The following is a 15,450-nucleotide window of genomic DNA, read 5'->3' on the forward strand; positions in this document are numbered from 1 at the left end:
ACACGAGGTCGTCCACCTTTGGGGGAAGGCTTGACCTGCGGAATCAGTGGCTCGATGCGCTTCCACAGCGCAATAGGGATCTCGTTGCGACGTGTCATGCCGACAATGTTGCCGCCGACTCAACAGAATTCAAGGGTTTTGTTAGCCGCTCTAAGCCTCTTCAACGTCGATGCCAGCGTTTGATCGTGAACCTTCACGTTGCAGCGACGAAAAAGCTCCAACCTGACTTCTTCTATCGTCGCAGTCGGATCCGACTCTACGATTTCCACCAACATTGCTTCGTGTTCGGCTTGAATCTTCGGCGGGCGGCCCATCTTGATGGCTAGTTGTCAGGAGATGATGCAATTGTATGATTATGTAAACACCCTCTTAGGGAAGGTCTGAACAACGAGGTCTGACAGGGCGGGATGTCGCATCGTTCTAATTGCAACGTGTTGCCGATGCGACATGCTCGACGCGGTGACGCCACCCTGCAGATGACGTCGCCCGTGCACTGTTGTCAGCGCTTTCCGCGCGGCTGCGCTGTGCCTGGCTCGGCGCCGCACGTTTTGGCCGGTGAAGAATTCGTCGCCACGCGCTTCGAGGTTGTCTTGCCGGCACCGCGTACTGGCTGCCCGGTCGATGCGGCTGTTGCACGTGGCTTGGCTGCGGCAGTTTTCACTGCCGCGGATGCGGCGGCGACCTTCCTGGCTGTGGCGCTGGATGCGTCTGTGGCCGCAATCGGCTTGCCCGGCGGTTTTGAAGGCCGAGCGGTCTTGCCCACGTTGGACCTGGATGCGGCTGCTGAAGACACCGCCGGCACGCCTGCTGCGCGTTTGTCAGATGCCGGCTTGCCAGCATCAGCCGAAATGCGCGAAGGCGATTTTTTCGTCTGCTTTGATCGAGGCTGCGCCGCAGCGCGCGTGGCGGGTGCGGTCTTGGCAGTCTTGGCGTTCTTGTTCTGGGTGTTCGCCGTCGCGACTGCCGGCTTGCGCTTACCCGTCTGCGTTTTCTGCGCTGCAGACGGGGTCCCTGCCGCCGCAGGCCATGCCGTGTGCAGTGCGGCGCCGTCAATTGCCATGCCATCTGCGCTTGCAGTGCCCCGCACTCCTGCAGACTCGCCCGCAGCCTCGATCGAAGGCGCAGCATCAGCGGCATCGGCAACTGCCGGCTCATCGCCACGCGAGCGCTCGGGCAGCTTCAATCGCTGTGCCTGCTCGTCGTATTCGATCAGCAACACGCCGGAGTTGTGGCGTCCGCTGATTTCGACAAAGCACGCACCGCCGATGAAGGGCTCCAAGGTCATCACCGACTTCAATGGCGTGGCCACCACCATCTGGAAGCCGAAGTTCTCGAAGATGTTCATCGCCAGCGCGGTGAATTCGTTGTCGGCCTTGTCGAAGGCTTCGTCCAGTACCACCGCGCAATAGCGCGGCAGTTCGCCGTCTTCGCCGCCGAGCTGGTAACGCAACGCGGCAGCCAGGCAGGTGGTTGCCAGTTTCTGGCGCTGACCGCCGGATTTGCCGGCGCCGCTGCGGTAGATCTCCACCTGCGCGCGCGTCTGTGCGTCTAGCTCCACACCGATGAACTCCACATGCAGGCGCACATCCAGCACCTGCTCGCGCCAGCGGCGTGCCTCCGGTTCCTGCGCGCCCAGGCGCGCCACCAGTGCGCGCAAGGTGGAAAACTGTGCTTCGGCCAAGGCGCGGTCTTCGGTCTGTTGATGCGACAGCACTGCGCGCAACTGCTGCTGGAATTCCTGCACCTCGGCCAGGAGGCGGTCGCCGACCTCGATGGTCAGGATGGTGTCGCGGTTGAACGGCACCTGCTCCAGGCTGGCGTTGACCTCGTCCATACGCTGCTTGATGCCCTTGTGGGCCTCGGCGGTGTGGCGCTGCAAGGCCAGCAGGTTGTTCTTGCTCTGGGTCTGCAACAAATCGAAGAAACGATGCTCGTGACGCGGCAGGCCATCGCTTTCCAGCCGGTCCAGCCGCGCGAGGAAATCGTCGGCGCTGGCTGGGCTCACGGTGAAATCGCCGCTGTCTTCGGGCCACTGCTGGCAATACTTGCGGAAGCATTCCAGCAACTGCGCGCTGAGCCGGCTGTCGCGGCCCTGGCTGTCGGCCAGCTGCTCGGCCAGGCCACGTTCGACCACGCGGAAATGCGCTTCCAGGTTGTCCAGCGACAGCGGCGTCAATGCGGTGAGCCGTTCCCGCAGGCCCTGCAACTGCGTAGGCGTGAGCGTAGCGGTGCCGGCGCGTCCCGCACACGCGGCGTGCTGCTGTTCGAGCCGCACGCGCTCGCGCGCCAGTTGCGCGCGCTCCAGCCGCACATCTTCATAGGTGCGCTTGGCCTGGTCGCGCAAGGTGCGTGCGGTGTCGATGGCTTGGCCGAGCGCGCGCAAGCCACTGTTGCCTTCGCGCAGCTGCACCAACTGTTCGTCGATATCGCTCAGGCGCTGCAGCTTGGGGCCGACGTCGATTTCGTCCCAGTCGCGCTCCACCAAGGTGTGGGCAGCCAGTTGGCGCTCCTGGTCCTGTTCGCGCTGCTTGCGCAGCGCTGCCACATCGGCATCGCAGCTGGCGATACGCTGGGCCAGCGCCTGCGCTTCGCGCTCGAACACCTTGAGCTTGTCGCGGTTGTCGTGACCCAGCAGCCAACGCTTGCGGTCGTTGACGGCGTGGCGGTCGTCCTTTTCATAACGATCGCCCGGGTGCTTGACCTGGCCCTCGCGAGTGATCGCGCGGTCGGCGTTGCGCAGTGCGGAGGCGTTGTCCACGCAGGCGTAGTCGAAGCGGCGGGTCAGCTCGTTGCGCAGCCATTCGGTAAAGGCGTGCTCGCGCAATTGCAGCTTGCCGGGCAGCGCGCCGGGATCGACCCGCCGCGAATGCAGCTCGTCGTTACGGCGCACACGGAAGTACACCAGACGCGTGCCGATATGCGTGCGGTTGACCCATTCGCTGACCTGCGCGTAATGCCGCTCGTCCACCAGCAACGATTGCGCGAAACCGTGCAGCACACGCTCGATCGCACCGCGCCAGGCCGACTGGTCCTCGCGCACCTGCACCAGCTCGCCCACGAACGGTAGCGCTGCCTCGGCAATGCCGGTGTCTTCGCACAGCCGCGCGCGCAGGGCCTGCATCGGTGCAGGCATGCTGGACGGCGCCTTCTTCAGGGCCTCCAGTTCGGCACGGATTTCGGCAAAACGGCGTTCGTCGTCGCGCCGCGCGCCCATCCGGTCGGCGATGGCCTCGTCCAGCGCGCTGGCATCGTGCTTGCCGTTATCCAGCACGGTCTGCGCATGCGCGACCTGCGCGGCAAAGCCGCTGGCGCCCGCGGCCAGGGCGGTGCCGAGCTGGCGGCAGGCCTGTTCGATCTGCGTACGGCGACGCAGGCGTTCGTCGCGCTCGCGCTCCACACGCGCACGCTCGCGTTCTAGTTCTTCGATCTGCTCGCCGCCGCCGGCGCGCTGCTCGCGCTCCAAGCCAACCAGTTTTTGTTCGTGGTTATCCAGCGATTCGCGGCGCTGGCCTTCTTCGCCGGCCAGTCCACGGTCCTAGTTGTCCAACTCCTGCAAGCGCTCATCCAGCAGGGCCAGCCGCTGCTGCTCGCGGTAGCTGTCCACGCCCAACTGCAACTCACGCAACTCGCCCACGCTGTGGCGCAACGCCATCAGCGCCGCATGGTGCTCGCGCGCGGGGGTCAGGGTTTCCACCTGGCGCCGCGCCGTAACCACCGCATGGTGGGCGCCATCGAGTTCGGCAAAATCCTCCACCAGCCGGTCGGCCGCTTCGAAGGTACGCGGCTCGTCCAGCATGAAGCCGCGCAGGAACGCATTGAGATCGCCCAGGTTCTTGGCCGACTGGGTCTTGTGCAACAGCCGCAGCGCCATCTCGTTGCCGATGCCCAGCGCATGCCGGAAGCGTTCGGCATAGCCGGCGAAGCCGTCGAAATGTGCCACTTCCTCACCCAATCGCGCCTTGAGCTTGCGCAGATCAAGATCGAAGCCATCCAGCTCGGTCGCCACGTCGAAACGGCGTGGCGCGACCATGTAGTGACGCCGCACATCGGCCGCCGCGTTACCGCTGTCGGCGATCCAGAACAAGCGGATCAGGCTCACCGCCTCGCCGTGCGCATTTGCGTATTCCAGCACCAGCGCGGTCCAGGTCGCGCCCTTGCGCAGGTATTGGGTGGCGATTTCGCCGGACGCGCTGTCCTGCTGATCGGCCCACGCACCGCGTATATACGACACCAGACTGCGATCGCGCCCGCTGCGCTCGGCTTCGCGCGCGGCGGCGTTGAAGTCGACGATGTTCGGCGGCGTCAGCAGTGCCGACATCGCATCCAGCAAGGTGGACTTGCCCGAGCCCGAACGCCCCACGAACAGGAAGCCTTTCTCCGCGATCGGCACTTCGGTCAGCCGGTTGAAGGTGCCCCAGTTGTGCACTTGCAAGCGGCGCATGCGGAATTGCTGCGCACGTTGCTCGGCGAGCGTCTCGGCAAACAAGGAGGCAACTGGTTGCGCTGGCGACAGATTGGGCTGGGAATTCATTGCTCACTCACCAAAAACAGAACGAAGGAGACACCAAGGACAGACCATCACGAGCGTTGAAGCATTTGATTGTGGTGCGGTATTACGGGAAGAACTTGAGCAGGGTAACGAATGGAGTAGATGTACGGCTTCGCGACCAGGGTCGCTCCTGCACAGACAGGTGCCTTGGACCAGGTTGTGCGAAGCTCGCACGCGTGAGACAAAAAGCTGCGGTCTTTCGAGCACCTGCACCACCAGCTTTTTCGACATCGGCCGATCGCGACCCCTACGCCCCCGTCTTCCGTTACCGCATCCCGGCCTGCTGCCCTACTGCTTTGCTGTTGCTGTTGCTTCCGCAGTTTGCATGTCGGGGCCCCATACCGCAGCGGCAAGGCCGGCAGATACAACCCGCAGGGCGGCGCGCATGGATGCGTGACGTTTTTGTAAGGGACATGGATCCCTTACAAGAATTTCTGCCGGACTTGCGAACCCGAAGCGCCACAGGCGCGCAGGGCGCGAGGACGGGGTGTGCTTTCTTTTGGGTTACTTTTCTTTGCACAAGCAAAGAAAAAGTGACTCGCGCCCGCAAGGGCGTGAAAGCGCTGCTCCGCGACAAAGCAAATACAGATCACTCAGCACAGCACCACATACCGCCTGACATCGCACCCTCATCCGCCCTCCGGGCACCTTCTCCCGTGGTACGGGAGAAGGCAATCAGCCACTCATCCGCCCTCCCGGTACCTTCTCCCCAAGGGAAGGAAGATGCCGTCCCAGGTGCAAGAGGCATCAATCCAGCGCAACCTCCCCCTCACGCAGCCCCCGATACGCCATCACCAAGGCCTGTACATCCTCCGCCGAGAACAGCAACTTCAACACCGGCGATACCTCGTACCGCTCCTCGCTGCCGCGCAAGCGCGACAGCAACTGGTTGTCGCGCATCTTGCCGATGGCCGTCATCACCCGCCGCGCGAAGCCGGCCCGATCGGTGGAGACGTTCTTTTCGTACACCGACAACGCTTCGACCAACTGCGCTTCGTCCACCACTGCGCGTTCGCCGCGCGTATCGGCCTCGGCCAGTTGCTGGCGCAGGAACAGCAGCAGCACCGAATCGATAAACGTCAGCGGCGCGCTGCGCAGCAAGGTGGGCGATTCCAGCTCGGCGGTGTCGGCCTGACGGGTGAAGGCTACCCCGCCCTCGCGGTCGAGCACCAACTCCAGAAACAGCTCGCACAACACCTGGCGGATCGCCGCCTCATTGCGCAACAACGCCGGCCACAGCGCGCCGTGACGTTGCGCATCGATGCTCGGCCCTGCCAGCAACTGGCACAGCGCGCGCCGCGCGTCGAACGGCAGCGTGCCGGTGTCGCCTAAAAACAGCTCGCCGCGCGGCTCGGCACTGGAGGCTTGCGTCATCGGCATGCGCTCGTCGGTGGCGGACGCCCCGGTGTCCTCGTCGGCGTCCAAGCGCGTGTCCTCAGACCAGTTCATTGCGTTTCTCCCGGGTAAAACACACCAAGGGAATGCGCGCGCGCCGCACGGCGCCGTCGCTGCCTTCCCATTGCACCGTTTCCATCTGTCCTTCGATCACCATGCCGTGGCGCGTGCCCAGCGACAGGTAGCCGATCACGCTGCCCAGGCCCTGCACGGCCGGGCGTTGTTGCAAGGCATCGCCGATGGTCAGCCGCGGGCGTTGGCCGAGCAGCTCGTGCAGGTCGTTGCGCAGGGTACGCACATCGATCTCCGATTGCGCGACCAGATCGCCCACGCTGTCCAGCGAGATCTCGGCCGCGTCGGCGGCCTGCACGCGTCCATCGACCTGGGTGAGCCGTGGATCGTGCAGCCGCCATTGCGATAGCGAGCGCAGGCGGCTGCTGCTGAGCGCCTGCGTATAGCCGGTGGCGGCGGTGGCGTGCAGGCTGTCGCGCAATTGCAAGGCTTCGCCTTGCGCCTGCTTGAGCAATTGATTGAGCCGGCGCTGTTCCAGATACCCACGGCTTTGCACGAAACCACGCAGGCTGCGCGCGAAATGCTGCATCACCGTGTGCACCTCGCCGCCGCGTTCCAACAGCGTGCCGGTGAGCCCGCGCAGAAAAGCGCGTTCGCGGCGATCAAGCTTGCGGGCAAACCCACGCGCGAGCAGCGCATCCAGCGCCTGGTCGAGCTGGCTGCTTTGGTGGGTGTCGTTGAGCAGACTCCAGAATGCCTCGAAGGTACGCCCGGCTTCGCTGTCTGCAATCACATCCACGCCGTTGAACAGTTGCTCGAGCACGTCGCCGCGCGCGCCTTCGTCGTCGATGATGCGCTCGCGGAATTGGCGGTTGAGCTGCTCGAAGTCGTCGCGCACGCGGTGGAAATCTTCGGCCAGCTCGTCGGAGAGATGGATCAGGTCGCGCGCACGTTCCAGCGCGCGTTTGCCGTCCAGCGCCGCCACGCGGCCGGAGGCGACGCGTTCAATCTTGGCATCGATGCGCGCACGTTCGTCGCGCAGCGCGGCCAGCCGGACCTCTGGATCGGCTTCGGTCTGCCCGGCCAACTGCACCAGTTGCTGGATCACCAGCGACAGGCGGCTTTCGGTAGCGCTGCTGCTGCTTTCGCGCAGGCCGGCGATGAAGCGGATGGCCTGGATCGCGGCACGCGAGAGTTCGTATTCTTCTTCGGCCGCGCCTTCAGGCAGGCGGCGTTCCAGCCAGCCCTGTGCCAACCAATGCGCCAGATACGCCTGTGCGGTGCGTGGCAGTTCGCGCGATAGCTCGTCGGCGCGCAAGGCGTCGAGCTGGCGCTGCAAACGTTCGTGCAACACGGCCGACGGCAGGCGGCGTTCGCCATCCATCAGCACCGTCTGCAGCAGGCCGATCAGTTCGGGGGCGTGGTCGGCGGCGAGCAGTTTCCATACCGGCTGCTCGCGCAGTTGCCGGTAGCCGGCAATACGTGCCTGGTGCTTCATGGGCACTGCTGCGACTGCCTCAACGCTTGCCGCCCACGTCGATGAACTGCAGGAATTCGGCGCGGGTGCGCGCGTCTTCGCGGAAGCTGCCCAGCATCTTGGAGGTCACCATGCTGACGCCACGCTTGTGGATGCCGCGGGTGGTCATGCACTCGTGCGCGCCTTCCACCACCACGCCCACGCCAAGCGGCTGCAGCACGTCCTGGATGCATTGGGCGATCTGCGCGGTCATCTTTTCCTGCACCTGGAAGCGGCGAGCGTAGCTTTCCACCACACGGGCCAGCTTGCTGATGCCGACGACCTTGCCCCGCGGCAGATAGCCCACGTGCACCTTGCCGATGATCGGCGCCATGTGGTGCTCGCAATGGCTTTCGTAGGAAATGTCGCGCAGCACGATCAACTCGTCGTAGCCGGCCACTTCCTCGAACGTGCGTTCCAGGTATTCGCGCGGTTCTTCGCGATAGCCGCTGAACCAGTCGCCATAGGCTTCGGCCACCCGGCGCGGGGTGTCCAACAGGCCCTCACGCGTGGGATCTTCGCCCGCCCAGCGCAACAGGGTGCGCACGGCCTCTTCGGCCTGGGTCTGGGTGACGGAGGAATCGGGCTGGTTGGACTGGCTCATGCGCGGATGCACCCAAAAGGGGCGAGCATGGTACCTGAAGACTGCCCGGCCGCCCTGGTGGCGGTTGCGCCGGCTTGCAAATCTTCGGTGACTATTGATTCAATTATGAATTGATAGCATCCTATCTATTATGAAACCTGCTCTTTCTCCACGCGCCCGGCTCAGTTCCGGCCTGCTGGTGGCTGCCCGTCAGTGGCAACGCCTGGCCGACCATGCCTTCGCCGAGTTCGACCTGTCCAGCGCCTGCACCGGGCCATTGCTGATGATTGGGCGCTCCGGCGGCGGCATCCGTCAGGTGGCGCTGGCCCAGCAACTGGGCATGGAAGGCCCCTCCTTGGTGCGCTTGCTGGACAAGCTGGCCGCGCAGGGCCTGCTGCGCCGCGAAGCTGACAGCAGCGACCGCCGCGCCAACCAGCTGCGGCTCACCGTCGCAGGCCAGGCGTTGGTTGGCCAGATCGAAATCCGCCTGGACGCACTGCGTGCGGAGGTGTTCGGCGCGCTCAGCGACGCCGACGTGCAGGTGGTGCTGACCTTGTGGGAGCAGATCGCGCAGGCGCATGCGCGGCTGAGCCAGGCCGACTGAGTCTGCTGTCGGCGTCGCGCACCACGCCCGTTGCGCCTTTTCCGATGCTACGGCGCTGCGCCGGGCGTTGTGGTTCCTTCTCCAGGATGTGCCCGATCTACGGCGAATTCAGTCTCTACGGTGTGTTCGTACCCACCTTGCTGGCGTTGATGACGCTGGCCTACCTGCTCAACAGCGGCATCGCCGCGCTGCTGACCCGCGCCGGCGCCTACCGCTACATCTGGCACCCGGCGCTGTTCAACCTGGCGCTGTACATCGCACTGCTGGGCGGCCTGTTCTTGCTTACCCGTTGGATGCAATCGTGAAAAAGCTGATAACGTGCAAAAGGCACAGGCCGCGGTGGCCACCGCGCAATCGGCGGTGGATCTGGCCCAACTCAACCTGGACCGCACCCAGGTGCGCAGCCCGGCCGACGGCCGTGTCAGCGACCGCACCGTGCGCGTGGGCGACTACGTCAGCGCCGGGCGTCCGGTGGCGGCGGTGCTGGACACCGGCTCGTTCCGTGTCGACGGCTACTTCAAAGAAACCCGCCTGCAGGGTGTGCACCCCGGCCAACGCGTGGACGTGCAGCTGATGGGCGAGCCGCTCACGCTGCATGGGCATGTGCAGAGCATCGCCGCCGGGATCGAAGATCGGTACCGCAGCGGCAGCGCCGGCGCATTGCCCAACGTCACGCCTGCGTTCGACTGGGTGCGGCTGGCGCAGCGCATCCCGGTCCGCATCGTGCTGGACCGCGTGCCTGCGCATGTGCAGTTGATCGCAGGGCGCACTGCCACGGTGAGCATCCTGCCCGACACCGCTAACGCGCCCCCGGCGACCGCGCCTGCCCGTGTGCAGGCCAAGGCGGCGCCATGAACCGCGGCGCATTTCGTCCGCTGGGATTGGCCGCACTGCTGAGCATGCTCAGTGCCTGCAGCACGGTTGGCCCGAACTACGCCGTACCGGACGATGCGGCGTACCGGCGGCCGGCCGCCAATGCCGCGTTTGTCGATACCGGCAACGATCAGGTACAACCCGGCGCCGAGCTGCCGGCGCGCTGGTGGGCGCTGTACCAGGACCCGATGCTGGATGGCCTCATCGAGCAGGCCCTGCGCGACAACGTCGAGTTGAAGGTGGCCGGTGCCAATCTGCGCCGCGCCGCCGCGGCCTACGAACAGGCCATGGATGCGGGTGGTTTCGATGTCGAGGTGGAAGCCGGCGTCAGCCGCGCGCAGGTCTCGGCCGAAGCGTTTTTGCAGGAGGAAAAACTGCCGGTGTTCAACCTGGCCGATGGCAAGCTCGGTGTGTCGTATCAGTTCGATCTGTTCGGCAAGCTGCAACGCGGCGCCGAAGCTGCGCACGCCGACACCCAGGTGGCACAGGCGGCGATCGATCTGGCGCGCGTCAGCGTGGCTGCACAGGTGGCCGGCAGTTATGTCGAGATTTGCCACGCCAACCATGAGCTGCAGGTGGCTGAGCATTCGCTGCAGTTGCAGCAGCACAGCCGCCAGATCACCCAACGCCTGATCGCCGCCGGTCGTGGCACGCCACCTGATCTGGCGCGCGCCACCGCAAAGGTGGCGATGCTGGAAGCCTCGCTGCCGCCGCTACGCGCGCGCCGCCAGGCCGCCGGTTACCAATTGGCCGCGCTGCTCGGCAAGACACCCGGCGAGGTGCCGGCCGGTGTGGACAGTTGCGCATTGCAGCAGCCGATCCCGATCGGCGATGGCCGTGCGTTGCTGGCGCGTCGCCCGGATGTGCGCCAGGCCGAGCGCCGGCTCGCCGCGGCCACCGCGCGCATCGGCGTGGCCACCGCCGAGCTGTATCCGGACATCCGCCTGGGAGGTTCGATCGGCGCCACCGGCCTGCTTGCCGATTTCGGCGAGCAGGCCACGCACGCGTGGTCGTTCGGCCCGCTGATTTCCTGGACGCTGCCCTCCAGCGGTGCGCGTCACCGAAGCAGGCGCCGACGCCGCGCTGGCGCAGTTCAACAACACCGTGCTGCAGGCGCTGCGCGAAGTGCAGACCACCTTGTCGCACTATGCGCAGGATCTGGACCGCCTGCATCTGCTGGAACAGGCGCAGCAACAGGCCGAGCTGGCGTCCTCGCAAAACAGGCGCCTGTATCGGGGCGGACGCACGCCGTACCTGTCCAGCCTGGACGCCGAGCGCACCCTGGCCACCGCCGACATGACCCTGGCCACTGCACAAGCGCAGGTGTCGCAGGACCAGATTCAGCTGTTCCTGGCGCTGGGCGGCGGTTGGGATGCCGACGCCGGGCGCACCGACGCGACCGCTGCGCGATGAGCCCGTTGTTGCGCGATCGTCAGGCCTGGCTGTTTTCGGCCAAGACCTTTGCCGCCTCGATCGCGGCGCTGTATGTCGCGCTGGCGGGCAATCTGTCGCGACCGTACTGGGCAATGGCCACCGTCTACATCGTTTCGCAACCGCTGCTCGGCCCCACCCGTGCCAAGGGCGTGTACCGCGTGCTCGGTACCTTGCTGGCCGGCGTGGCCACCTTGGTGATGCTGCCCAATCTGGTGGAAATACCCTTGCTGCTGAGCGCGGCGATGGCGCTGTGGCTCTCGGCCTGCCTGTTCCTGGCGTTGCTCAATCGCGGCCCACGCGGCTATGCGTTCCTGCTGGCCGGCTACACCACCGCGTTCATCGGGTTTCCTGCGGTGACCTCGCCGGAAGGCATCTTCGACACCGTGGTGGCCCGCAGCGAAGAAATCATCCTAGGCACGGTATGGCGGTGCTGTTCGCGTCGCTGCTGTTCCCGGCCTCGGTCAAACCGATGCTCACCGCGCGGATCGGCAACTGGATGCAGGATGCGGCCCAGTGGTGCCGCCAGGTGCTGCAGCGCGCACCGTCGCAGGCGCCGCGCAATCGGCTGGCAGCCGATCTGGTGCAGTTCGAAGCTTTGATCGCCTTCGTGCGCCACGACGACCCACGCCATGCCGGCGCCGCGCCTGCGCTGGAACAACTGCGCGCACGCATGTTGATGCTGTTGCCGGTGCTGTCGTCGATTGCCGACCGCCTGGACGCCTTGCAGCGCGGCGATGCTGCGCCCGGCTCGGCGTTGGCGACATTGCTGGAGGATGGGCTGCGTGGGTGGCTCACCTCGCCGACACCGGCAATTTCAATGTCGATCCCACTCAAGAGGCTGATGCACTGCGTGCGCGCATCGAGGTACTGCGCCCGGTGGTGGATCAGGACATCGATCACCTGCTGCTGGACAGCGTGCTGCTGCGCCTGCAGGAGCTGCTCGACCTGTGGCAGGACTGCCGCGCGTTGCAGCAGGCGCTGGTGCAAGGCGCCGCGCCGATTGCGCTGCGTGCAATGCCGGCTCCGGCACCTGCCGCATCCATGCAGTCCGACTCAGCAGCGCGTGATGCCACTGCACATTCGGCAACGCCCGGCGCGTTGCTGCAGCGCCTGGGCTTCTCGCGCCGTCGCGCTGCGCAGCAGGCCTTGCCCGCGCCGGACGACGCGGCGCCGGACGATGGCGCGTTGCCCTCGTCAACGCGTGGGGCATCGACGCGGCCATCGGGCCGGCCTTCTGCAGAGATCGCTGACACTCCCGTCGCGGCCCACGCAACGCGCCACATCGATTTCGGCATGGCCGCGTTTTCCGCGCTGAGCGCCGGCTTCGCGCTGATGGCGTACTGCGTGCTGTGGATCGGCATCGGCTGGGAAGGCGGCGGCAACGGCGCGATGATGGCGGCGGTCACTGCTGCGTTTTTCGCCGCGCAGGACGACCCCGCGCCGAGCATGCTGTCGTTCCTGATCTGGGCGATGGTGGCCAGCGTGGTTGCCGGCATCTATCAGTTCGGCATCTTCCCGGCCATCCACGATTTTTCGATGCTGGTGTTGGTGCTGGCGGCGGTGTTCCTGCCATTGGGCGCGCTGCTGCATCGCCCCAAGAGCATGCTGATCGCCTTGCCGCTGGTGGTGAACCTCACCGCGCTGCTGAGCCTGCAGAACACCTACAGCGCCAACCTGCAGAGCTTCGTCAACGCGGCGGTGGCGATGGTGCTGGGGATCGGGTTTGCCGTGGTGCTCACGCGTCTGTTCGTTCGGTCGGTGCCGAATGGAGCGCGCGCCGGCTGGTGCGCCAGGGCTGGCGTACGCTGGCCGATGCCGCCGACGGGCATGGTGCGCAGGATCGCCAACAGTTCGTTGCGCGCATGCTGGATCTGCTCGGACTGCTTGCTCCACGGCTGGCATTGGCGCCCGAAGGCAGCGACCTGGCCTCGGTGGATATGCTCAACGAAGTACGTGTTGGCTTGAACATCCTGCAGCTGCGCAGCGCACGGCATGGCTTGCCGGCGTCGAGTCGCAATGCGGTTGAGGCGATTTTGCGCGATGTGGCTGCGCACTACCGGCAGCAGGTTGCGCAGAAGCGGCTATTGCCTGGGCCGGATGCGTTGCGTGATCGCCTCGATGCATCCCTGGCGCGTGTGGGCAAGGTGGCGGCGGGTACGCCTCGCAATGAAGCACGATTAGGATTGATCGGACTGCGTTACAGCCTGTTTGCAGAGACAGTACAGCGGCGCGAGGACATCAAGCACGAGCCGTCTGCTTTAGCCCCTCTCCCCTCGGGAGAGGAGTTGGGGTGAGGGTACGGGGCGACGCCCTAGCGTTGTTCAAGCGCATGTGGCTTCGCACGTACACTGATCCGCCCCTTCGGCGCACCTTCTCCCCCATAAAGGAGGACAATGTCCCGAGGGGAGAAGGGCAAGCAGATCACCGCTTGCGCTGAGGCATGGCCGCTTCGTCGTCCAGCCAGTTGCTGCCCTTGTTGGTCAGGAAGAACATGTAGACCACCAACGACATCGCGATCACCGCCGTCGCATAGATCACGAACTCGGTCACTTGATTGGTCTTCAACGAGGCCTGGTACAGCAGCGGCGCGGTTCCGCCGAAGGCCGAATTGGCCAGCGCGTAGCCAAGACCGACACCCAGCGCGCGCACGTGGGTGGGGAACAATTCCGCCTTCACCACCGCATTGATCGAGGTGTAGCCGATCAGGATCACAAAGCCCACGGTGAGGATCGCGAACGCGGTCAGCCAGTCGGTCTGCTTGGGCAGTTCCATCACCAGGAACCAGGTGTAGAGCACGCCGCCGATGCCGAAGAACACCAGCAAGGTCTTGCGCCCGACGATGTCCGACAACCAGCCGCCCACCGGCTGCATAGCATCAGCACGGTCAGGGCCACCAGGTTGATGATGGTGCCGGCCATCACGTCGCCACCGGCGAAGGTGGTCTGGATCATCTTCGGCCCGGTGACCGAATAGGTGTAGAACGCGATCGTACCGCCGGCGGTGATCAGGAAGCACAACAGCAGCGGGCGTCACTGATTGACGAACAATTCGCGCATCGAGCCGGAGGCCTTGGCCTTGCCGGTACGCGAATCGGCAATGGATTCGGAGCTCAGCGACTCGTCCATCGTGCGGCGCAGCCAGAACACCACCAACGCACCGATGCCGCCCAGCCCGAACGCCACGCGCCAGCCCCATTCGGAGACCTGCGACGCATCGAAGAAATGCAACATGATCAGCAAGGTGATCTGTGCCAACACGTGCCTGCCCACCAGGGTCACGTAATGGAACGACGACAGGAAGCCGCACCGGCCGGGAATCGCCGCTTCGGACATGTACGTGGCACTGGTGCCGTATTCGCCACCGGTCGCAAAGCCCTGCAGCAGGCGCGCCACCAGCAAGATGATCGGCGCAGCGATGCCGATCGTGGCCACCGTGGGGGTGATCGCAATGACGAACGAACACAGCGCCATCACCGACACCGAAATGGTCAACGCCAGGCGCCGGCCATAACGGTCGGCGAAGCGGCCGAAATACCAGCCGCCGATCGGACGCATCAAGAACGTCATCGCAAAGATCGCCCACACGAACATGGTGGCGTTCTTGTCTTCCTTGGAAAAGAACTGCGACTCGAAGTAGGTGGCGAACACCGAATAGACGTAAACGTCGTACCACTCGACGAGGTTGCCGGCCGAGCCCTTGAGCGTGTTGGACACCGAGCGGCGAAGGCTACCGGCAGCTGTGCCAGAACCGGCAGCGATTGGAGACGATGGGGGTGCGCTCATGCAGTCAGAACCTCTTCGGTGGGACAGTCCCGGAGTATAGGTACGCGCTTGTGTGACGCATGTAAGCATTTTGCCTTATAGATGGCGGCAAATCGCACGCCGGGCCGCCTGCTTCAGCCCGCTTTTGGCGTGGATGCCGCCAGCGCGTGGCTGTACTTGCCGGAGCGATCGAAACAGCATGCACGCCGCTTGCCCGAAGCCAGCATGACGCATGCGGTGACGATGCGTTTGACCCGCGTCTGGGCCTTTTTGCCGGAAACGATCCGGAAGATCCAATCGCGCCGCGCCACGGCGGTGATGTCGTCCCAGGTCGCACGCGCGGCCAACGCTGCATGCAGATCGTCCGGCACTACCGGCTCGGGTTCTTCGGCAACCGGCATCAACACGAGCGCCACTGTCTGGCCTGCGGCAACACCGGCTGCCTGCTGCAGGGCACGTTCGATCGTAAGCCAATGCCTGCCCCGCCCATCCGGCTGCAGCATCGCCTGCATTAGGGAAGCTCTGAACAAAGAGCCTGATCTGCGACAATCGATGAAGAACCAGAGCGGACGATTTCGATGCAGCTGAGCTTTGGCGATGGGGAGTACAACGGCAAGCGCAAGCGGACACGGCGCGAAGTGTTCCTAGCCGAGATGGATCAGATGGTGCCGTGGAAGGCTTTGCTGGCGCTGATTGAGCCGCACTATCCGAAGTCGGGCCAGC

At 65.1% G+C, this 15,450-nt stretch carries 6 protein-coding genes and 7 pseudogenes; 6 read left to right on the plus strand and 7 right to left on the minus strand.

Features of this window, described 5'->3' with window-relative positions; all coding sequences use genetic code 11:
* The 5 genes and pseudogenes from XAXN_RS21925 to folE form a co-directional block, all read right to left on the minus strand.
* Positions 1-98, minus strand: a pseudogene (locus tag XAXN_RS21925) (IS5/IS1182 family transposase); the annotation flags it as partial.
* A gap of 401 nt (positions 99-499) precedes the next feature.
* Positions 500-4,531, minus strand: a pseudogene (locus XAXN_RS16705) (ATP-binding protein).
* Positions 4,532-5,296: 765 nt separating this feature from the next.
* Positions 5,297-5,998: a DUF4194 domain-containing protein gene (locus XAXN_RS16710; protein WP_054320391.1), complete on the minus strand. Its 702-nt coding sequence runs from the start codon at positions 5,996-5,998 to the stop codon at positions 5,297-5,299.
* Positions 5,985-7,454, minus strand: a complete 1,470-nt coding sequence (locus XAXN_RS16715) for a DUF3375 domain-containing protein (protein WP_054320392.1) — start codon at positions 7,452-7,454, stop codon at positions 5,985-5,987. Before XAXN_RS16715 ends, XAXN_RS16710 begins: the two co-directional genes overlap by 14 nt.
* A 19-nt stretch (positions 7,455-7,473) precedes the next feature.
* Positions 7,474-8,076, minus strand: coding sequence for a GTP cyclohydrolase I FolE (gene folE / locus XAXN_RS16720; protein ID WP_054320393.1), 603 nt, complete (start codon positions 8,074-8,076; stop codon positions 7,474-7,476).
* 130 nt (positions 8,077-8,206) lie between these two features.
* Here folE and XAXN_RS16725 point away from each other — a divergent pair, with 130 nt between their 5' ends.
* From XAXN_RS16725 to XAXN_RS23765, 5 genes and pseudogenes are all read left to right on the plus strand, one after another.
* On the plus strand, positions 8,207-8,659 hold the full coding sequence (locus tag XAXN_RS16725; RefSeq protein ID WP_054320394.1) for a MarR family winged helix-turn-helix transcriptional regulator: 453 nt from the start codon (positions 8,207-8,209) through the stop codon (positions 8,657-8,659).
* Between the two features lie 86 nt (positions 8,660-8,745).
* On the plus strand, positions 8,746-8,964 hold the full coding sequence (locus XAXN_RS16730) for a DUF1656 domain-containing protein (RefSeq protein ID WP_134980222.1): 219 nt from the start codon (positions 8,746-8,748) through the stop codon (positions 8,962-8,964).
* 1 nt (position 8,965) lies between these two features.
* Positions 8,966-9,514 (plus strand): annotated as a pseudogene (locus XAXN_RS16735) (HlyD family secretion protein); the annotation flags it as partial.
* On the plus strand, positions 9,511-11,565 hold the full coding sequence (locus XAXN_RS16740) for an efflux transporter outer membrane subunit (protein WP_485129897.1): 2,055 nt from the start codon (positions 9,511-9,513) through the stop codon (positions 11,563-11,565). The pseudogene XAXN_RS16735 and the gene XAXN_RS16740, both read left to right, overlap by 4 nt.
* Positions 11,451-13,260 (plus strand): annotated as a pseudogene (locus XAXN_RS23765) (FUSC family protein). Before XAXN_RS16740 ends, XAXN_RS23765 begins: the two are co-directional and overlap by 115 nt.
* Before the next feature lie 127 nt (positions 13,261-13,387).
* Here XAXN_RS23765 and XAXN_RS16750 read toward each other — a convergent pair.
* Both XAXN_RS16750 and XAXN_RS16755 read right to left on the minus strand, forming a co-directional pair.
* Positions 13,388-14,748 (minus strand): annotated as a pseudogene (locus XAXN_RS16750) (MFS transporter).
* A gap of 113 nt (positions 14,749-14,861) precedes the next feature.
* Positions 14,862-15,239 (minus strand): annotated as a pseudogene (locus tag XAXN_RS16755) (YdeI/OmpD-associated family protein); the annotation flags it as partial.
* A gap of 66 nt (positions 15,240-15,305) precedes the next feature.
* Here XAXN_RS16755 and XAXN_RS16760 point away from each other — a divergent pair.
* Positions 15,306-15,450 (plus strand): annotated as a pseudogene (locus tag XAXN_RS16760) (IS5/IS1182 family transposase); the annotation flags it as partial.

The sequence above is a fragment of the Xanthomonas axonopodis genome (assembly GCF_001304695.1).
GTDB lineage: Bacteria > Pseudomonadota > Gammaproteobacteria > Xanthomonadales > Xanthomonadaceae > Xanthomonas > Xanthomonas axonopodis.